This is a genomic window from Mobiluncus sp. (assembly GCF_034180645.1).
Taxonomy (GTDB): Bacteria; Actinomycetota; Actinomycetes; order Actinomycetales; family Actinomycetaceae; genus Mobiluncus.
Window position 1 is genome coordinate 1 of record NZ_JAXFNY010000012.1, and the last position, 19,853, is coordinate 19,853.

Consider the following 19,853-nt stretch of genomic DNA (forward strand, 5'->3'; position numbering starts at 1 on the left):
AAATGCCTGTACCTGACGGTACGTTCCCTCGACCCCACCGGTCGCGGGCAAGTAAAATGAACCATGAAATGGAAACACGCCCTAAACGCGTTCTCCATCACCCTCGCCGACCGCATGCCAGACGCGAAGGAATACTAGAAATAAAACCGCCACTTACACACTAAATGAGATAGTCCCGACTTAAAACCGCGCTGGCGAAAAACGGCGGAAGAGGCTTGTCAGGAAACAGGTCATAACACGCCTGTTGGTGAAGGTGTGGACAGTTTAGAAACCCAGCGACTAGAGTCCAGGCGTAGCTAATATAGACAGCTAGAGTTCTTCGTCCTCTTCAAAATCGTTGCGACTAGTAGGCGTGCTCTTTATCTGGCTCACGTGTAATGGATCTCTTTCGTTTTCTGGTGGCTTTTTAACACAGGTTCGCACTCCATCGACGTGCTCTGAAAGACTGTCTGTAACGTGTGCCCACATTGGGTCGAGCAAGAAATCAATCCCTGCGCGCCGAGCATATTTGGCGGCAGGCACAAAATCGGAATCACCTGAAATCATAATAATCTGGTTAACTATCTTGCCTTGGGCCAAGGAGGGTATATCTAGCCCTATCCGCATATCAACACCCTTTTGTGTGATATCGAAGCCAAAATCAGTCGTGGTCAGATCCCCAACTGTTATACGTCCCGCGCACAACTCTTTCAGAGGTCCAGGCTTCAAGAAATACCCATGCTGTGTTTCCAACTCCTCTGATTTTTTACTTACAGCGCTAATCTGCTTCGTCAATGTCTTACCTTGTTCCGGGAACGAATGAAGCTCCCGTCATCGGCACTCTCCTGATAAGTGGAGGGTCAACGGCAGGAGCTGTTGACACCAATGATACTCCATAGATTGCGATGGTAGTTAGTTTTACGAAACGAGGTAAAACAGAGGTCTGGATGCCGCTGAAGGATACGGTGCACCTACTTTGCAAGCGAGGGTCGGGGGTTTGAGTCCACCTAGCTCCACCGGACAGGTAGGTCCACAGGTCAGGGCGATTTGAGAGTCGCGAAATCGAGTAAACCCCACCCATTTTTTTGGAAACAGCGGTGTTTTCGGGGATTTGTGTTAGAAATTCGCGATTAAATCGAGGTTGCTGGTCTATATAGCCACGAACCCCGATTTAATCACCGATTTAATACATAACCGAACCCCCGCAGCCCATTTTTTACTTTGGTGAGACGAACCCCGCGCCTAACTTGGGGCAGAATCCCGCTATGGATATGAGAGTCAGCGGTACACCTCACTTCGGTGATCCACGTCAACAACCAGAATCACTAACTCACCATCGTCTATATAGCAGATTACCCGGTAATCCCCTACGCGATAACGCCACAATCCAGCCAGATTACCCACTAACGGTTTGCCTACACTTCGAGGATCATCAAGATTGGCGATTTCACGAAGTTTGGAAGTAATCCTTTTCGCAATTTGCTGGTCCAGTTTGGCCAAAGAACGCTCTACACCCTTATCGAACCTAATCAGCCAAGCCAAGATGATCCTCTAGCTCGTCAATCGTCACAGTTTCCAGCCTTCCCCCACGATAGTCCTCAACTTTTTTCAAGATTCCATACTCGTATTCCAGTTGTGCGATGGAAACTTGCAAAGCCTGGGTGACGTAATATGTCCGGGAACGCCCCGTAGCCTTTGCCAGATTGTTGTAACGCTCAATCAACTCAGCGGGTAACCGCACCGCTGTCGGTACCGTAGAAACCTTACTAGCCATAAAACCCTCGCCCCCTGCTCTGTAAACATCGTATTACATATAATACAACGCCGCGCAAAAATCCACCAGATTACGCCACATCTTCGCCCAGACGGATTAGTCGAACACTCGGCACCTAATGCGGAATCGGATCATGAACGGGTTGAAAACGCTCAGTCAGGCTGTAGCAAATCAGATATTGACCAGAGGTCTGTAAGACATTATCATAATAATGTAAGACGTTAATCGCTGGAAGGTGTCAAATGAGTTCAGTTACAATTCGCGTTGATACTGCTACGAAAGAGGCTGCTGCCTCCATCGCAGAGGATTTCGGCTTTGATTTATCTTCTGTCACCCGCGCTTTTTACCGTCAGATGGTGCGGGAACGGCGCATTCCCCTGACCCTGTCCTACCCAGAACCCAACGAGGAATCGGAAAAATCGATTCACGAAGCCGAGGAAATCATCGCCCAAGGCGGCACGGGGCGTTTCAAAAATGCCCAAGAACTGTTTGACGACCTGGGAATTTAATTTATGGCACCACTGATTCCTGATTACACCCCCAGCTTTCAACGCGATATTAAATCTCTAATACGTAAGCATAGAGACACGACTGTGTTGCATGAAGTCATCAGGCTCATTCTCGAAAATACCCCGGCATCTCATGATGAGCTGCGTCGACGCCACAACGCACATACGTTGAAGGGTAGTTGGGCAGGGAGCAACGAATGCCATGTGGCCAATGTTGGTGATTGGCTCTTGGTGTGGCGCACGGGCAACGGCATCGCCGTGTTTCAACGCAAGGCAGCCACGACGACATCTTTCGGCGAATAATTTGTCACTGGTCGGCGGACGTTATCCAAAGTACATCCCCGCCACTGCGGGGGAGTTCCGGGCGGCGAGGTTTTTTGATAGGTTCGAGACATGAGTAAAACACCCGGAACGCCGGACCTGTTGGTGGTTGGTACCGGCTTATTTGGCCTCACTCTCGCGCGGGAAGTCGCCGAATCTGGATATAAGGTTGTCATGATTGACCGTCGGGCACACTTGGGCGGCAACGCCTGGTCCGAGCCCGAAGCCCAGACCGGCATCGAAGTTCACAAGTACGGTGCTCACCTGTTCCACACTTCCAACCAGCGCGTGTGGGACTACGTCAACCGCTTTACAAAGTTCACGCCTTATATTCATAAGGTTTACACGACCGTCCACGGCGAGGTTTTCCCCATGCCTGTGAACCTCGGCACCATCAACCAATTCTTCCACGCCGCCTACACTCCCGACCAGGCCCGCGCACTCATCGCCCGGCAAGCCGAGGAAATCCAAGGTGAGGATGCCAACGAAAACTTCCGCACGAAAGGCATCTCCCTGGTCGGAAAACCACTGTTCGAGGCCTTTTTCGAGGGCTACACCGCGAAACAGTGGCAGACCGACCCCACTGAGCTGCCGGCCTCTATCGTCTCCCGCCTCCCAGTTCGCTACAACTACGACAACCGCTATTTCAACGACACTTACGAGGGTTTACCGGTTGACGGATACGGTGCCTGGCTGACGAACATGGCCACCCACGAAAACATCACTGTCCACCTGGACGTGGACTTTTTCGACGAAAGCCCAGAAAACCCCTGGTCAAAAGCCACTACGGTCGGGCGCGTTCCCGTCGTTTACACCGGGCCGATTGACGAATACTTTGCCTACAGCGAGGGCGAGTTGGGGTGGCGCACCATCGACCTGGAACTGGAAGTGAAACCGACTGGGGACTTCCAAGGCTGCCCGGTCATGAACTACGGCGACCCCTCCGTGCCCTACACGCGCATCCACGAGTTCCGTCACTTCCACCCCGAACGCGCCTCTCGCTACCCCGCGGATCAGACCGTCGTCGCTCGGGAATATTCCCGCTTTGCCCAGCGCGGCGACGAACCGTACTACCCCATCAATAAGGACACCGACCGCCAACGCCTTGTGCAGTATCGCGAACTGGCCGCCTCCGAACCAAACGTGCTGTTCGGCGGACGCTTGGGCACCTACAAATACTTGGATATGCACATGGCTATCGGGTCTGCCCTGGCACGCGCCGAAGCGGTAGTGTTGCCGCATCTGCGCGGGGAACGGCCCTCCATTTCCTTTGTGTCCGGACAGGACGATTAACCGGAGGATTCGCTTTACCCGGTGAAAAACCGGATATTTCGCTACCATTAACTCAGGTAAACTCATGCCACCGATACTGGCACCCGCCAACCGGGTCGGGAATCCGCCATGACATCGGCGCAGCAACCCCGGCAAACCCGCCAACCGTGCAGGTCAGCCTATACCGAGAGGACAGCTTTGGAACACAACATACCCTTAGCCATCGCCCTGCAGGTGGTCGGGTCGTTTTGTTTCGCACTCGCTGCCCGGTATCAAAACAGCGCAATCCGCCACGAGGTCAAACACAACCAAAGCCGGCGGCGCTTGAAGTCCGACCAGCTCCTGGCGAGCCTGAAAAACCGCCGGTGGTGGCAAGGATTATTACTGATGGGAGTGTCTTTGGGGTGTCAGATTACCGCCCTGTTCTTTGCCCCGGTCACGGTGGTGCAGCCCGTGGGACTGCTGGCTTTCCCCTGGTCCATGATTTTGCAGGCGCGGGTCGCTCGCCAGCGAATTCGCAAGCGCGAGGGCGCTTTGGTCGCGATGACAGTGCTGGCCACCGGGGTTTTTACCTTCCTGGTGTCCTACTATTCCGCGCCGGATCAGCCCCTCACGGCCATCAAAGTCTTTATCGGCGCCATCACGATTTATATTCTGGCCGGTACTTTCGGGGCGTTGGGCGCAAAAGGGCCGCGCGTATGGCGCTCGTTTTTTTGGGGCAGCGGTGGGGCTATGTTTTACGGTCTGGAAGCCTCTCTGGTGCGTACTCTCATCATTTTTGTGCGCCAGCATAACTGGGCAGGCAACCCGATGTTTTGGATAGTGCTGGTGGTTTTGGTCATTGGTTCGCTGACCGCCGGGTGGATGGTGCAGCAGGGTTACGCCACCGGACAAGCCGAGCTGGTCGTCGCCTCGATGACCATCACTTCTCCCATCATCGCGGTGTGTTTCGGCATCGCCGTGCTGGGTGAGGGCAAGAACTTCACCGCGGGGGTCGCGTTGGGGATTATCGCCTGTGGGGCGGTCGCCATCGCTGGGATTGTCGGGCTGACCCACTTGAAAGCCCATCAGCCCATCGTTTTGGAGCACACCGCCGGAATCGCTATAGATTCGCCCTCAGCTCACGAGGAAAAGGCTGACCCTGCGAACCGTTCGGACGAGCCCGGCACGCCGGGACCGGACACGCCCATCGCAAGTTAGTTGAACCGATAGAGGTGCTGTGCCAGGCGGTAGGTCTTAACCGCGGCCCACTTCAGCGGCGATTTCTTAACGCTCGAACCCAAAACCAGCGGATGACGCTTTAGATTGCGCGCCATGCGCGGGCTTTTAGCGTAAATGTGTTTCCACATCTCATCGCGCATTCGCAACGCTTCGTGATCGCCGCGCACCAGCGAAAACGCCGAAGATGCCGTGACAATCAGAGCCAGGAAACCTTCCATATACTTTGCCAAGCGCGGGTTGGAAACGTCGTCGGGCAGGGTGTAGGCATCGACCATCGCCCGGGTGACCTGCATCTGTTGATCGAGGCGACCCAGCATGACGGTCTCGTTGACGGACTGGTCCTCACGCCCGATAAAGTAGTGATACAGGTCAACCGGTAAATAGTACAGTTTCTTAACATAAGGGAGGGGAACATAGACAAAAATGTTGTCTACATAGAACGTGTGTTTGGGCATGACCATCCCGGATTCCCGCAGCACCTGGGTTCGGTAAACCGTGGAGTGCATCAGGATGTTTTGCCCCACCCCGAAGTTTCCGACCTGATTCCAGGTGATAACCCGGTTCAGCGGCAGGGCGCGGTTGTAGCGGATGACTTTGCGCGAACCTGTCAACACGTGCTCGTACACATAATTACAGACAACCAGGTCAACCAGCTCATTATGTGCCAGGAACGTTCTCAGCTTGGACATCAGCAGGTTTAACCCGACCCGGTCCAGCCAGTCATCCGAGTCAACCACCTTAAAGTAGTGGCCGCGAGCCGCCTGCAAACCCGCCATCACCGCGCCGCCGTGACCGGCATTTTCCTGATGAATGACCCTGATTTTGTCAGGCATAGCCTGCGCCCACTTATCGGCTTTCTCTCCGGTGTGGTCCCGAGAACCGTCATTAACAATGATGATTTCGGTGTCATCACCCGCTCCAATCATCGAGGAAATACAGGCGTCCATGTAGTCCTCGGAGTTGTAGCACGGAATGACAAAAGTCAGGGTTATCTCGCAATCCGCCGGGTTCTGAGAAGGGTTTGCGGTTTGCGCGGTGTGATTCGTTTCTGCCATCGGGTTCCCTCACTAGATTTCGTTGTTATTTCGTCAGTCCCCGTCAGTCGGGGAGGGGCTCAATCGTCCGTCATTACCACGTGTAGCCCACCCACCATGCGGGCAATCAAGTTGTAAATCACGGCAGCCAGCCAGCTCAGTACAGTTAAAATAATAATCTGGAGTACGCCAAAAATCGCGACCAGAGCAATTGTCCGACTAAATGTCAACGCGTCAACCAGGTTCACCAACGCGGTAGCGGACAGCGCCTGTAAAAACCCTTGCATGGAGGAAAAAACGTGCAGCATGTCCAGTACAATCCACAACACGATAGACGCAACCAGCATGACTATGGACAGCGCGACCGCGACCAGGAATCCAATCTTCATGGCCGAGAGCGGATTGATGCGGGACAAAGTCAGCTTCACGCGGCGCACATCAGGCAAATCGGCGGCTTCTTCGCGTTCCTGCATTCGCTTCGCTGCCTCCATGCGCCGGGCCGCCCGGGCCGCTTCCCGCTCGGCTTTCTTGGCAGCCTTGGCGGCCGCGCGATCGTCGGCATAAGTTTTCGTTGGGGTGGGAGCTGGGGCTTCAGGCTCCGGAGCCTCATCCGGTTGACTGTCAGTCGAGGGTGCATCCGCTGGCGATTCCTGAGGGATTTGACCTGTCAAGCCGGCCGTGTCTGCCGGCGGAGGCGGGGGAACCGGTTTTGTAGCCTGACTATCGGCCTGCAAAGCACCTGAATAGGGGTCGGCGTGGCCCAGCTTGGCCCAGGAGACGCTGGGATCTTCGCTATCCTCAGCCGTATCGGGATTGGGGGCGGGATTATTCCCGTCAGATGTTCCGTTTATCCGCATGTTCCATCCCCTTCAGATGTTTTCTCGATTTTAGAGCCTAGCCACCGGCGGCTCAATTCATGATTCTCGGTTCTCACTGTGACGATTTAGAGGACTTTTGCAATATATCGCACAAAGTGGGAAATCCCGCATCGCTCATTCTCGCTATTCCTCCAGCTGCGAATCATTGTCCACGTTGAGAGTGATAGCAATTACCCCGTCGCCCTCATCAGCTCGGGAGAAAATCACGCCCTGAGTGTTGCGCCCGGTCCGGCTGACTTCATCGACCCGGGAACGCACGATTTTGCCTCCCGCCATGATGACCAGCACTTCCGAGTCCTCCTCGGTGACCAGCGCGCCGACCAGGTCGCCACGAGCCTCAACCAGGTTCGCGACTTTAATCCCCAGGCCGCCGCGGCCCTGCACCCGGTATTCCGACAGCGCCGTGCGTTTCGCAAATCCGCCCTCGGTCACCACGAACAGGTCTGCATCCGGGCGCACCACGTCCATGGTCAACAGCTCATCCTTGGTCCTAAACCGCATCCCCGTCACGCCGGACGTGGCCCGACCCATCGGGCGCAGCTGCTCATCGCTGGCGGTAAACCGCAAAGATTGACCGTGACGAGACACTAAAATCAGGTCGTCTGTCGCGTCCGCCAGGCACGCCGAAACCAGCTGATCCGCCTCCCCGGCATCGTCCTCGCGCAGTTTAATTGCAATCAACCCGCCGGTACGGTTCGTGTCGTAATCGGTCAGTCGAGTCTTTTTCACAAATCCGAGCCGAGTCGCCAACACCAGGTAGGCTTTGTCCTCAAACGAGGAAACCTGCAGGACCTGGGCGATACGTTCCTCGGGTTGGAAAGCCAGCAGGTTCGCCACGTGCTGACCTTTCGAGTCGCGCCCGCCTTCGGGAATCTCGTAGGCTTTCGCGCGATACACCCGCCCGAAGTTCGTAAAGAACAGCAACCAGTCGTGCGAGGAGGTCGTAAAGAAATGCTCGACCTGGTCCTCTTCGCGCAGCGTCGCGCCTTTAATGCCTTTGCCGCCGCGATGTTGGGATCGGTAAGCGTCGACCCGGGTCCGTTTCGCGTAACCGCCACGAGTGATGGTGACCACCACGTCTTCTTCGGGGATGAGGTCCTCCATCGACATTTCCCCATCAAAAGGCACGATGGTGGTCTTGCGTTCGTCGCCCCACTTTTCGGTGATTTCGCCCAGTTCCTCAGACACAATGGCGCGCTGGCGTTCGGGGCGAGCCAATATGTCTTCAAAGTCGGAGACTTTCGCCTCTAATTCGGCGTGTTCGTCCAAAATCTTTTGGCGTTCCAAAGCGGCCAACCGGCGCAGCTGCAAAGCCAGAATCGCGTCAGCTTGAACCTCGTCCACCTTGAGGAAATCCATCAACCCGACCCGGGCGTCTTCTGCGGTCGGAGAGCGGCGAATCAACGCGATAACCTCATCTAGCGCATCCAAAGCCGCCAGGTAGCCTTGCAAGATATGCAGCCGTTCCTGGGCTTTCGCCAACCGGAAAGCGGTGCGGCGTTTGATGACATCGACCTGATGGGCGGTCCAATAGTGGACAAAACCGTCAATAGACAGGGTCCGCGGCACCCCGTCAACCAGCGCCAACATATTGGCGGGGAAGGAATCTTGCAACTGGGTGCGTTTATACAGGTTATTCAGCACAACTTTCGGAACGGCGTCGCGTTTCAGCACCACCACAATCCGGGTTCCGGCGCGATCCGACGTTTCGTCACGAATATCCGCAATGCCCTGCAACTGGCCGTCTTTGACCAGCTGAGCAATCTTAACCTGCAGGTTATCGGGGTTGACCTGGTAGGGCAGCTCGGTCGCCACCAAACAGGTGCGTCCGTTGAGTTCCTCCACGTTGACCACGGCGCGCTGGGTGATGGAACCGCGACCGGTCCGGTAGGTTTCCTCAATCCCGCGCCGACCCAAAATCGTGGCGCCGGTGGGGAAATCCGGGCCTTTAATACGCTGCAGGCAGGCCTCGAGCAACTCTTCGCGGGTGGCTTCAGGGTTTTGCAGATACCATTGGGCTGCGTCAGCGACTTCCCGCAAGTTGTGGGGCGGAATCCTGGTCGCCATGCCCACCGCGATACCCTCCGACCCGTTAATCAGCAGGTTCGGGATACGGCTGGGCAGCACGGTCGGCTCTTGGGAGCGCCCGTCATAGTTGTCCATGAAATCGACGGTGTCCTCGTCGATGTCACGCACCATTTCCATGGCGAGGGCCGCCATCTTGCATTCCGTGTACCGAGGCGCGGCCGGCCCCAGGTTACCGGGGGAACCAAAGTTGCCTTGACCAGCCACCAAAGGGTAACGCAGCGACCAGGGCTGCACCAACCGGGCTAGTGCGTCATAGACCGAAGAATCCCCGTGCGGGTGGAAGTGACCCAAAACGTCGCCCACCACGCGCATACACTTGGAATACCCGCCGTTCGGGCGGTAACCGCCGTCATACATGGTGTAGATGACGCGGCGGTGTACCGGTTTCAGCCCATCGCGCACATCGGGCAGGGCGCGGCCCACGATGACGCTCATGGCGTAGTCCATGTAGGACTTTTTCATCTCTTTTTCCAAATCCACCTGCATGACGCGGGGGGATTCCGCCTCAGTAATCACGGGGGCATCAGGATGAAGGATGTCCTCGACTTCGGAATCGTTGTTGTCTTGGTTATCAGCCATTTCCCTTGTCTTTCAATAGCTTGGTGAGAGTTTCACCGTGGCTTGTGGTTGTCGTTCGCTTAGATATCCAAGAACCGTACGTCTTGGGCGTTGCGTTGGATAAAGGCGCGCCGCGAACTCACGTCCTCGCCCATGAGCAGCGAAAATACTTCGTCAGCGGAGGCGGCCTCGTCCATCGTGACCTGTTTCAACAGTCGCACGCTGGGATCCATCGTGGTTTCCCACAGTTCCTGGGCGCTCATCTCGCCCAAGCCTTTGTAGCGTTGAATCCCGCCTTCCTTGGGCATTCGCGCCCCGGAGTCCAGACCCAAGCTGACCAGCTTGTCCTTTTCCTTGTCGGAATAGACGAACTGGTGAGGTTTGTTAGACCACTTCAGACGGTAGAGCGGCGGGGTGGCCAGGAACACGTGACCGTTTTCGATGAGCGGACGCATATAGCGGAACAGCAGGGTCAGCAGCAGGGTGGTGATGTGTTGTCCGTCCACGTCGGCGTCTGCCATCAGCACAATCTTGTAGTAGCGCAGTTTCGATAGGTCGAAATCTTCGCCAATCCCGGTGCCAAAAGCGGTGATGAGGGACTGGATTTCTTTGTTGTCCAAAGCGCGGTCCAGGCGGGCCTTTTCCACGTTGAGGATTTTGCCGCGCAACGGCAGGATAGCCTGGTGAGCCGGGTCGCGCCCCGCCACCGCCGAACCGCCTGCCGAATCGCCCTCGACCAGGAAAATTTCGCATTCGGAAGCGTCCCGGCTGGAGCAATCCCGCAGCTTACCCGGCATTGAGAAGGAATCCAGAGCGGTCTTGCGCCGGGTCGCGTCCCGGGCTTTCCGCGCCGCGTTACGGGCCTGCTGGGCGGACTGGGCTTTGGAAATAATCGCCTTACATTCCGCCGGGTGGGCATCGAACCAGTCTCCCAGCTGGGAATATACGGTTTGCTGTACGAAAGTGCGGGCCTCGGTGTTGCCGAGTTTCGTTTTCGTCTGGCCCTCAAACTGGGGGTTGCGGATTTTCACGGAAATCACGGCGGTTAAGCCCTCGCGGCAATCGTCGCCGGAGAGGTTTTCGTCTTTGTCCTTAATGAAGCCTTTTTCTCGGCCCACCTTGTTCATCAGCGAAGTTAGCGCCGCGCGGAACCCTTCCTCGTGAGTGCCGCCTTCGGTGGTGTTGATGGTGTTGGCGTAGGTATAGATGGATTCGGAGTAAGCGCTGGTCCACTGCAGGGCGATTTCCAGCGCCATCGCGTTATCGGTGTCCTCCACGCTGGCCTCAAAGTCGATGATTTCCTCGTGAATGACCTCGGATTTTTTGGTGGTGTTGATGAAATGCACGTAGTCGTGCAACCCGTTTTCGTAACAGTAAGACACCGAGCGATGTCCGACCTTGGGAGAATCCGCTTCACCGTCCTGATCTCCGGTTACGAAATCGCCTTCCGCAGTCACGTTGGGGCGTTCATCAGTGAGGGTGATGCGCAGTCCTTTGTTCAGGAAAGCCATCTGTTGGAAACGGGTCCGCAGGGTTTCATAGTCAAACTCGACAGTTTCAAAAATGTCCGGGTCCGGGTAAAACACCTGAACGGTCCCGGTTTCATCGGTGGGTTCGCCGCGGCGCAACGGCTGGATGACTTTGCCCCCGTCACCAAACTCGATATGCCACTGGAAACCGTCTCGTTTCACGGTGGTCAAAATCCTCGTGGATAGGGCGTTTACCACCGAAATGCCGACCCCGTGCAAGCCGCCGGACACCGCGTAGGACGAGCCACCGAACTTGCCTCCCGCGTGCAGAATCGTCATGACGACTTCCACCGTGGGGCGGTGTTCACTGGGGTGTTCCGCGACCGGAATACCGCGGCCGTTATCAGCCACCCTCACCCCACCGTCAGCTTGTAAAGTCACCTCAATATGGTCACAGTACCCAGCCAAAGACTCATCGACCGAGTTGTCTACCACCTCATAAACCAAGTGGTGTAAGCCCCGCTCCCCGGTGGATCCGATGTACATACCGGGTCGGACTCGCACTGCTTCCAGGCCTTCGAGGACCTTAATGTCAGAAGCGTCATAGTGCTCCTCGGGCGTTTCAAAATCGCTCACGTTTGTGTCTCCTTTTTTCGGCTTTTTCGCCACTATAATCCTATCGAATTATTTGACGATTGCCCTTTAGAGACGCGTAAAGACGGATTTAACAGGTTTTATGTAAAATTATGGCAAACCAGGTTTGGGGGGTCTGCGGGCCGTAAATCCTGGCTTTATAGGTTTGGCAAGTTTTGGCACTAGGCCGGTTGGCCCGGTTTTAGCCGTAAGTGTCGCGCGGTCCGCGTCCCGGAACGCTGCGCGGGCCGTGGTTCCAGGACGGCACTTGGGGGCCGCGGATAATGATTTGGTTCACCACTCCTGCCCCAAGTCGCCGGGTCAGTTGTTTGAGCAGTTCGGGAAGCAAAAACTTCAGCTGGGTAGCCCAAGCGGTAGAGTCGGTACGGACGATGAGTTTGCCCCCATCGAAACTCTCTACTGTGGAATGAGCCGCGACCTGGGCGCCGACATATTCTTCCCAATGTTTTTTTACGTCCACGATTTCCAGCGGAGTCTGCCACCCCAGACGCCTAGCCAAATGCCCCAGGAGGAACCCGGCCTGTTGAGGATCGTTACGGGAGGGACGTGACAGGTCGGTAAAACTGGCGGTGGCCGGTCCCGGGGCGGACAGTTGCTCGATGCGCTCCGGGGTAGAACCGAGGCTTTTGGCCAGGTCAGTGTAATATTTTTTCGCGATTTCGCGGTCCAGCCATTCCCGTTCGCTCAAACTGTCCGAGTCGGGCTCGGTGGTGGAAAACCCGCGCACTTTCCCGGTGAGGGGATAAAAGCCCTGACTAAACATGAGTTCCCGGTAGCGTTTTACGGCGCGGCGCGGTAGGGGGGAATGCATGGTGGGATACAGCCCGGAATAGTCGATGCCTTTAGCCACGACTGACCCCCTCCCTGCTGACGGTGACTGCCCTGCCATTATTCTGACATTATTGCAAAAAATCCGGTGCCGCTCCCTGACCGAGGGGCTCTACGCTGCTTTCACGGGTTTGCCGGTCCAAAGTGACGCGATAAAACGCGGCGTGCAGGGCGTCGGGAATTTCGGTTCCGGTAGCGGAAGTAATAAACACCTGGTCGGCCTGGTCAATAGCCCACAGCAGGGCAGCGCGGCGCTGTTCATCGAGTTCGGCAAACACATCATCTAACAGCAACACCGGGGCATCGGCAAAATTCTCGCGCAGCAAGGAAAACTCAGCCAGACGCAGACTCAAAGCATAGGACCAGGACTCGCCGTGCGAGGCAAACCCTTTGACCGGCAAGCCGTGCAAGTGTAACTCCAGTTCGTCACGATGCGGACCGACCAAGTTGACTCCACGCCGGGCCTCATCGGCGCGACGCTGGACCAGGGCTTGGCGAAACGCGGCCGTCAATGAATCCGGGTCTGACCACAGTTGTTTTTGCTCGCTGGCGGGCAGGTCGAGAGTTTTCGTGACACTATCCGCATATGTTAGGCCCACCGGGGCGCTATGTCCGGCAATCCGGGCATACACCTGGGGCAGATACTCGCCCAACAGGCTTACCACCCGCGCCCGTTCACTCATGATTTCCACCGCCGCCGGCACCAGGGCATCATCCCAGATAGACAGCTGGATTTCATCTATCGGCGCCCGACGTTTCGCTAGGTCTTTCAGGTAAGCTCCGCGTTGACGGGCGACTTTCGTGTATTCGCTCAACGTCCCGGCCAAGGTCGGACGCAGCTGGATAGCGATACGGTCCAAGAAAGTGCGGCGCGTAGCGGGATCGCCTTGGACCAGTTGCAAATCTTCGGGGGCAAACAGCACGGTAGACAGGTGTCCCAGCAGGGCGCGTGGGCGCACATTGTGTCGGTTTATCATGGCGCGATTGGCCCGGCCAGCCAACAGTTCCATCTCTAACAGTTCCCCGTTAGCCTCCGGGTCCGCAATGTCACTACCAGGATGAATCCGGGCCCGGATTACTCCCGCGCGCAGCAACGCGGGTGAGCTGGCCGTGTCCCCGGCTTCGCGAAAAATCAAACCCGCATCCGTGCCAATCCGGTGCGAAGCCAGCACGGCCAGGTAGTTTATGGCCTCTATCAGGTTCGTTTTGCCCTGCCCATTGGCGCCGACAAACACGTTGGTTCCCGCCGGAAAGCGCACAATTACCTGACGGTAGGAACGAAACCAGTCCAGAGCCAGGTCGGAAACAAACACGCGACCCCCAGAAACCTCACTTGACCGTATCGAAAACTTCTAAATGCTGGTGCGGATGGGCATAATCAGGTAGCGGAACGTCAGATTATCCTCGCCCGTTTCTTCCTTTTGACCGGTAATGACCACGGGTTTCGCCTCATCCTTGAACGACAAGCGCGCATAGGGCTCATCGATGGCGCCCAGGCCTTCCAGCAGCATTCGCGAGTTGAAAGACACCGCGATGTCCGGGCCGTTCAGCAGGGCGGGAATCGTGTCGCTGGCGCTGTTCTCTCCGCCGTTGCCCGCCAGGAACTCTAGCTGACCGGAGGTAAAGCGCAGGGAAATCTGTTGATTAGAAAGGTTCGAGGACACGATAGCCACGCGCTTAGCCGTTTCAATGAACTGATCGACCTGAACCACGGCCGTAACATTAATCGGTTCAGGGAACAGACGGCGCACGTCAGGATAGTTTCCATCGTTAATCTGGGATGTAAACACCCGACCGTTCGCGGCCAAACCAATCAGGGAAGCGGGACTGTTGGCTGAACCCACCGCGATTTCGACATCGCCTGCGGTAGCAATGTTCTTTGCCGCATCGCTCAAGTTCTTGGCTTTCACCACCAGGTCTTGATTACCGCCCTGACCACCGGCCCACGGCATTTCCTTTAACGCCATCCGGTAACGGTCTGTCGCCAAGAGATAGAGCTTGTCCGGGCGCACCTCCAAGGAAATGCCCGTCAACAGCGGCAACGTTTCATCACGAGAGGCGGCCACCGCGACTTGTGAAATAGAATGAGCAAAAGCAGCGGCATCGACCTTCCCAACACTTTCGGGCAACTGCGGCAACGGCGGGTACTCCTCAGAATGCATCATGATGAGGTTTTGTTTGAAAGAACCGCAGGTGATGTGCAGGTAGTTATCCTCTGTAGCGAAGGTCACCAGGTCGGCGCTGGTCGGCAAGGCTCGTGCCGTTTCGCTGAGCAGTTTGCCGTCCACTACCGCCACACCGGGTTCAGTGACATCTTCGGCTCCGACCGTCACGCGGGAAGAAACTTCGTAATCATAGGAGGAAAACTCGACCCCGTCCTCTCGTGCTTCGATGCGTACCCCGGAGAGCACCGCCACCGCCGGACGAGGTGAAATGGACCGGGAACTCCATGCCACAGCTTCTGCCAAAGTATCGCGTCTCAACACGAGTTCCATGAAATTCCTCCCGAATGCTAAATGTTGTTATACAAACTCTAACCCAAAACCGCATAGTTGAGTACTCCCGTAGTTTGCCGAATTTTCAACCACGGGCGCGAGGTTCATGAGCCCCGACGATTCTTTGATGAAGGCAGAGAGGCGCATAATAATTTAAAAATAATTATCTTCATAACCGGTGTGAATTCTGTGTAAAACCCGATTTTGCTAGGTGGGAGTTCGGAATCACAAATCTGTAGTTCAGTTGATAACTTTCTGGACAAACTTGGGGAGCCTGTGGATGAAATGCTGTCCACAATTTCTTCCACAACCAATCCCCGAAAAATCTTGCTCTCTTCCCCAGCTTTGTCCACATTCGCGAGTGTGTCTTGGATTTTAGGTGCGGGAGCGGTATGACGTGGGGTTTTGCGCCGTTCGGGGTCGCGGAGGTTTTTAAAGTAGCCGATGATTGCCCGTCACCAAATATTGCGGTAACCGGAATGGGAGAGGGGGGAGGAACCCGTACGACGCTGGGGAGGGTGCTCCCTCGATGTCGCTAGGGTCCTCCCCCCGCGACCCTTGAGCGGTACACCGCGACCTCCCCCAAGCACCTCGTGAACTGGAGAATTACTGTCCGCACCGACCTTGTGAACAGAACAAGAGAGGCAGAGGCAGAAAGAAAAAGAGATGAAAAAACTGTTGGAAAGGCAGTGGAACTAGGATTCGCGGGTGGCGCGGCGCACCGCATCGGAAATGTCGGAAACAGACTTGAACGTTTGGGTGTCTTCCTTCATGGAGGCTGCGACCTTTTTATTTGCGTGCATGACGGTCGTGTGATCGCGACCCCCGAAAGCGGCTCCGACCTGGGGAAGTGACAAATCGGTCAGTTCACGGCACAGGTACATAGCGATTTGGCGCGGCCCCACCACGGTGCGTGACCGATTCGCGGAGAGCAAGTCCTCGGACTTTAACGCAAAATATTGGGCGGTGCAGTCAATAATCATCTCGGGAGTGATTTCTTTGGCGCCCTTGCCGGTCATCAAGTCGCGAATGGCCAGTTTCGCGGTTTCTATGGTGGCAGGCACATGGTTTAGCGACCAATACGCCGTAACCCGAATCAACGCGCCCTCCAAAGCGCGAATGTCGGAATCGACGTTAGAGGCGATGAACTCCGCCACATCATCGGGCATCTGTAGGTTTCCGGCCTGGGCTTTTCGACGCAAAATCGCGATGCGCGTCTCTAGGCTGGGGGGCTGAATATCCGCCATCAAACCCCACTCCAAGCGGGAACGGACCCGTTCTTCAAACCCTTTCAGCTCCTTGGGAGCCACGTCAGACGTGATGACGACCTGTTTTTGTGCGGTGTGCAGCGTATTAAAAGTGTGGAAGAACTCCTCGAGCGTTTGTTCTTTACCGGCTAGGAACTGAATATCGTCGATGAGCAGGAAGTCGACCTCCCGGTAGCGAGCCTGGAAATCGGCGAAAGTCTGGGAGGCGATGGCGTTGATGAACTCGTTGGTGAATTCCTCGGAGGAAATGTATTTCACTTTCGATTCGGGGTACAGCTCCAGGGCGTAGTTACCGATGGCGTGCAACAGGTGGGTTTTGCCCAATCCGGGACCGCCGTAGATAAACAGGGGATTGTAGGCTTTTGCAGGTGAAGCCACGACCGATTCCGCGGCCGCGGCGGTAAATGAGTTCGAAGAGCCGATGACGAAAGAGTCAAAAGTGTAGGTTGGGTTTAGTCCCGTGTTCGAGTCGATGTGCAGGACGTGGTGACTTTCCCCAGGTTCCCATACGGGAGCGGTGGGGGCGCTCGGCTGGATGGGCAGGGGTTGGACGGGTTCATAAGTTTGGGGTGCGGGCGCCACGTTGCCCAGGTTTTCGTCCACCGTCACAATCAGGTTGTTAATAGGGCGATTCAAGACCTCACCAAAAGTTGTTTTAAACAGCTCGTAGTACTTCGACTCAATCATGGTTTTGACGTCGTTGCTGGATACCGCCAAGACTGCCGCGTCACCGGATTCCCCCAAACCTTTGGATTGGCGAATGAGCGCCAAATCGAAGTCCCCAATTTTGCCTGAAGCACTGAGGTTTTGTAGTGCTTGGGCCCAAAAATCGGTTGGTCCAAGGTCAGCGTTAGTTCCGCTTTCCCAGGCCGCATTGTTCACGGTAAGTATCTCCTCGGCAGTTGCTTTTATCCAGATAAAACTGAATAAATCTTGCCACTCTTTGGCGGAATCCACAAAGTTATCCACAACCTGTGGACAAAGTTACAACAGTGTAACTCCGTAATGAAGTGCAGTTACATCTATGTTTTCCAATTTTTTCCGGGCCAATCCGCTCAGTCGGACTTTTGCGCTAATTTGCAACGAACCTGTTATCTGGGCTAAATTGTAACTTCGTCTTATGACTTAACTGCGGCTCGGGATTACCCGGGATTATTTTTCAGGAGAAAAAAGTGACTAAGCGGACTTATCAGCCCCATAATCGTCGCCGCGCCCACAAGCACGGCTTCCGTAATCGTATGGCCACCCGTGGGGGACGGGCGGTTATCAGCGCTCGTCGTCGTCGCGGCCGTAAGCGTCTGGCGGTCTAAGCCCAAGCTGATGCTGGCCAAAGCAAACCGGCTGACTCGCGCCCAGGACTTTCGCCTAGCGATGCGCGAGGGGTGCCACGCTCACGGCCCTAACCTGGTGTTCCATCAATATATCGGAACGGGAGATGAACCGGCTCGCATCGGTTTCGTTGTGGCCAAGCGGTTTGTAAAGCACGCTACCGGACGTAATCTCATTAAGCGCCGTTTGCGTCACCTGGTGCGCGATCGCCTGGTGGAGTTTCCGGCGGGTTCTCTAAATGTGTTTTATGCCAAAGCCGGCATCGCTGAGGCGGATTATTCGCAGCTGGACAAGCAAGTCGGGACGGTGTTGCAAAAGATGGCCCGCAAACGCCACCAGGTTTCACCCGGTTCGCCGCAGCCCGGTTCGTCAAGTTTCCCACGCGGTAATGGCCGGTAAAAGTTAGGATAGATGCGGTGTTAACAGGCAAGACATTGTTGCGGTGGGGTTGGAATCTGCCGGCAAACTTGGCACGCTTGCTGATTCACCTCTATCAACACACTTTGTCAAAAGCGTTCGGACCGGTGTGTAAGTACTATCCCAGTTGTTCGCACTATGCGGACCTGGCACTGCAAGTACACGGACTGTGGAAAGGCTCAGCGTTGACCCTGTGGCGGTTGCTACGGTGCAACCCCTACTCTGACGGTGGCGTGGACTACCCTCCGGTCAAAGGTTCCTGGACGAATCCGTGGACTGAACCTGGCAGCGTCAGCGCCCAAACTTATGACCTACTGCCCGGTCAAAACTCACTGTGGAGCGCCGGAGTGAGAGGGGAAACTATGGAAATGAAAGAAGGAATGGTGTCATGCTGCTGAGCCTGCTCCCGGCTGCTGGGGAAGCCAAATTGTCTCTCTATGATCAGATTTTGTACCCCTTTATGTGGGTGGTGGGCTGGATTTTGCGCGGTGTCCACGAGTTGCTGGAATTGTTAGGGGTCAAGCCTGGTGCCGGCATTGGCTGGGTACTGGCCATCATCGGGATGACTATCGTGGTGCGCCTCATCATCGTGCCACTGTTCATCAAGCAGATTAAAGCCTCGCGCGCCATGAGTCTGGCGCAACCCGAATTGACCGCCATCACCAAGAAATATAAGGGCAAGCGCGACCAGCAGTCCATGATGCGTCAGCAGGAGGAAATGAAAGCCGTGCAAAAGAAGTACGGCGCATCCATGTCGGCCTCGTGCCTGCCCCTTTTGGTGCAGATGCCGGTATTGTTCGCTCTGTACCGTTTACTGTTTTATATGGAAGCGGTCGCCAAAGGCACGATGCCTGAACACGATTCCATTGGCGGAATGGGCCAGGTTCAAGCCAAAGCGTTGTGGGATTCCACTTTCTTTGGCGAATCTCTGGGACAAACCATGTTCAGTCCAACTTCCACCATGCAGACCAAGATTGTTATCGGCATTATGGTGGCTTACCTGGTCGTGACCATGTTTGTGCAGACGGCGTTCCTGTCGATGAAGAATATGAGTGACGAACAGCTCCACTCGGATAACCCGATGGTGAAGTCCACGAAGTCCATGATGTACTTCATGCCTCTGGTGTACTTGTTCACTGGCCCGGTCGTGCAGGTGGGATTGCTCATTTACTGGGTCACCTCCAACACGTGGAGCTTGGTGCAGCAGTACTTCATGATTCGGGCCTACCCCACTCGCGGTTCGGCAGCCGCTCGGTGGCGCGCAGACGCTCATGAACACAAATTCGACAAATACCGTGCCGAGCAGGAAAAACAACTCGATGCCGAGTTGAAAAAGATTGAGTTGAACGAGGTGGGACTCAATCAGAAAGGCGTTCAGGTTGCGATGCGGGAAGCCCGGTTGGCCCATATTCGTAAGTTAGAGAAGCGTCGGATGGAGCTGGGGTTGGACGAAATGAACTTCGGTTCGGTTGATACTCAAGGTAAAGGTGGCCGGCAGCAGCGGATGCAGCCGGGTCAGAAGGGTTGGGAGGAATACCGGGCCCAGTTTGATCAAGACAAGGCAGAGGCCGAGGCCGAGTCGGAACCTGATCCGGACGAAGTCGGCAAGGATGGCCTGACTGCCAGCCAACGAGCCACCAAACAAGCTGAAAGACGTGCAGCCGAACGTAAAGCGAAGCAAAAGAAGTCAAAAAAGAAGCAAGGGAACAGATAGACACGATATTTTCGGGGCACCACGACGCACGGCGTCGCCTGGGAA

Annotated in this window: 19 protein-coding genes and 1 pseudogene; 9 read left to right on the forward strand and 11 right to left on the reverse strand. The window is 55.8% G+C overall.

The genetic code is table 11. The features are described from left to right. A pseudogene (locus SPI05_RS05195) lies at positions 1–138 on the forward strand (IS256 family transposase); the annotation flags it as partial. Between the two features lie 171 nt (positions 139–309). Here the strand turns inward: SPI05_RS05195 and SPI05_RS05200 are convergent. The 3 genes from SPI05_RS05200 to SPI05_RS05210 all read right to left on the reverse strand — a co-directional run bounded on the left by SPI05_RS05200 (position 310) and on the right by SPI05_RS05210 (position 1,753). Further along, positions 310–774: an NYN domain-containing protein gene (locus SPI05_RS05200; protein ID WP_321076759.1), complete on the reverse strand. Its 465-nt coding sequence runs from the start codon at positions 772–774 to the stop codon at positions 310–312. 483 nt (positions 775–1,257) lie between these two features. Beyond that, a complete protein-coding gene (locus tag SPI05_RS05205) occupies positions 1,258–1,521 on the reverse strand; it encodes a type II toxin-antitoxin system RelE/ParE family toxin (protein ID WP_321076761.1) in 264 nt (87 codons plus the stop codon). Continuing rightward, entirely contained in the window at positions 1,505–1,753 is a 249-nt protein-coding gene (locus SPI05_RS05210) for a ribbon-helix-helix domain-containing protein (RefSeq protein ID WP_321076763.1), read from the reverse strand. The genes SPI05_RS05205 and SPI05_RS05210 overlap by 17 nt, the downstream gene beginning before the upstream one ends. Before the next feature lie 242 nt (positions 1,754–1,995). On the opposite strand from SPI05_RS05210, the gene SPI05_RS05215 reads away from it, so the two are divergent. From SPI05_RS05215 to SPI05_RS05230, 4 genes are all read left to right on the forward strand, one after another. Continuing rightward, complete coding sequence (locus tag SPI05_RS05215) at positions 1,996–2,262, forward strand: type II toxin-antitoxin system RelB/DinJ family antitoxin (protein WP_321076765.1); 267 nt, start codon at positions 1,996–1,998, stop codon at positions 2,260–2,262. Between the two features lie 3 nt (positions 2,263–2,265). Continuing rightward, positions 2,266–2,565, forward strand: a complete 300-nt coding sequence (locus SPI05_RS05220; protein ID WP_321076767.1) for a type II toxin-antitoxin system YafQ family toxin — start codon at positions 2,266–2,268, stop codon at positions 2,563–2,565. Positions 2,566–2,655: 90 nt separating this feature from the next. Then, positions 2,656–3,876 carry a UDP-galactopyranose mutase gene (glf, locus tag SPI05_RS05225; RefSeq protein WP_321076769.1) on the forward strand — a complete coding sequence of 407 codons (1,221 nt, stop codon included), beginning with the start codon at positions 2,656–2,658 and terminating at the stop codon, positions 3,874–3,876. A gap of 177 nt (positions 3,877–4,053) precedes the next feature. Next, positions 4,054–5,055 (forward strand): DMT family transporter, encoded by a 1,002-nt coding sequence (locus SPI05_RS05230; RefSeq protein WP_321076770.1) that lies wholly within the window; start codon positions 4,054–4,056, stop codon positions 5,053–5,055. On the opposite strand, the gene SPI05_RS05235 is transcribed toward SPI05_RS05230, so the two are convergent. The 8 genes from SPI05_RS05235 to dnaA all read right to left on the reverse strand — a co-directional run bounded on the left by SPI05_RS05235 (position 5,052) and on the right by dnaA (position 17,230). Continuing rightward, the gene (locus tag SPI05_RS05235) at positions 5,052–6,131 is read right to left on the reverse strand and encodes a glycosyltransferase family A protein (RefSeq protein ID WP_321076772.1); all 1,080 of its coding nucleotides are present in this window, start codon (positions 6,129–6,131) and stop codon (positions 5,052–5,054) included. The genes SPI05_RS05230 and SPI05_RS05235 overlap by 4 nt on opposite strands. Before the next feature lie 59 nt (positions 6,132–6,190). Beyond that, positions 6,191–6,967: a DUF3566 domain-containing protein gene (locus SPI05_RS05240; RefSeq protein ID WP_321076774.1), complete on the reverse strand. Its 777-nt coding sequence runs from the start codon at positions 6,965–6,967 to the stop codon at positions 6,191–6,193. 144 nt (positions 6,968–7,111) lie between these two features. Continuing rightward, positions 7,112–9,655, reverse strand: a complete 2,544-nt coding sequence (gene gyrA / locus SPI05_RS05245; RefSeq protein WP_321076776.1) for a DNA gyrase subunit A — start codon at positions 9,653–9,655, stop codon at positions 7,112–7,114. Positions 9,656–9,714: 59 nt separating this feature from the next. After that, positions 9,715–11,739: a DNA topoisomerase (ATP-hydrolyzing) subunit B gene (gene gyrB, locus SPI05_RS05250; protein ID WP_282922445.1), complete on the reverse strand. Its 2,025-nt coding sequence runs from the start codon at positions 11,737–11,739 to the stop codon at positions 9,715–9,717. Between the two features lie 199 nt (positions 11,740–11,938). Then, a complete protein-coding gene (locus SPI05_RS05255; protein ID WP_321076777.1) occupies positions 11,939–12,607 on the reverse strand; it encodes a DUF721 domain-containing protein in 669 nt (222 codons plus the stop codon). A gap of 49 nt (positions 12,608–12,656) precedes the next feature. Beyond that, a complete protein-coding gene (gene recF, locus SPI05_RS05260) occupies positions 12,657–13,898 on the reverse strand; it encodes a DNA replication/repair protein RecF (protein WP_321076779.1) in 1,242 nt (413 codons plus the stop codon). A gap of 39 nt (positions 13,899–13,937) precedes the next feature. Beyond that, positions 13,938–15,080 carry a DNA polymerase III subunit beta gene (gene dnaN, locus SPI05_RS05265; protein ID WP_321076781.1) on the reverse strand — a complete coding sequence of 381 codons (1,143 nt, stop codon included), beginning with the start codon at positions 15,078–15,080 and terminating at the stop codon, positions 13,938–13,940. A gap of 695 nt (positions 15,081–15,775) precedes the next feature. Next, positions 15,776–17,230, reverse strand: coding sequence for a chromosomal replication initiator protein DnaA (gene dnaA / locus SPI05_RS05270; protein ID WP_414601966.1), 1,455 nt, complete (start codon positions 17,228–17,230; stop codon positions 15,776–15,778). 290 nt (positions 17,231–17,520) lie between these two features. Between dnaA and rpmH the strand changes: the two genes are divergently transcribed. The 4 genes from rpmH to yidC are packed head-to-tail and all read left to right on the forward strand — an operon-like array spanning position 17,521 to position 19,808. Next, the gene (rpmH, locus tag SPI05_RS05275; RefSeq protein ID WP_004007802.1) at positions 17,521–17,658 is read left to right on the forward strand and encodes a 50S ribosomal protein L34; all 138 of its coding nucleotides are present in this window, start codon (positions 17,521–17,523) and stop codon (positions 17,656–17,658) included. 10 nt (positions 17,659–17,668) lie between these two features. Further along, the gene (gene rnpA / locus SPI05_RS05280) at positions 17,669–18,076 is read left to right on the forward strand and encodes a ribonuclease P protein component (RefSeq protein ID WP_321076790.1); all 408 of its coding nucleotides are present in this window, start codon (positions 17,669–17,671) and stop codon (positions 18,074–18,076) included. A 17-nt stretch (positions 18,077–18,093) separates the two neighbouring features. Continuing rightward, on the forward strand, positions 18,094–18,492 hold the full coding sequence (gene yidD, locus SPI05_RS05285; protein WP_321076792.1) for a membrane protein insertion efficiency factor YidD: 399 nt from the start codon (positions 18,094–18,096) through the stop codon (positions 18,490–18,492). After that, entirely contained in the window at positions 18,483–19,808 is a 1,326-nt protein-coding gene (gene yidC / locus SPI05_RS05290) for a membrane protein insertase YidC (RefSeq protein ID WP_321076794.1), read from the forward strand. Before yidD ends, yidC begins: the two co-directional genes overlap by 10 nt. Positions 19,809–19,853: the final 45 nt, after the last annotated feature.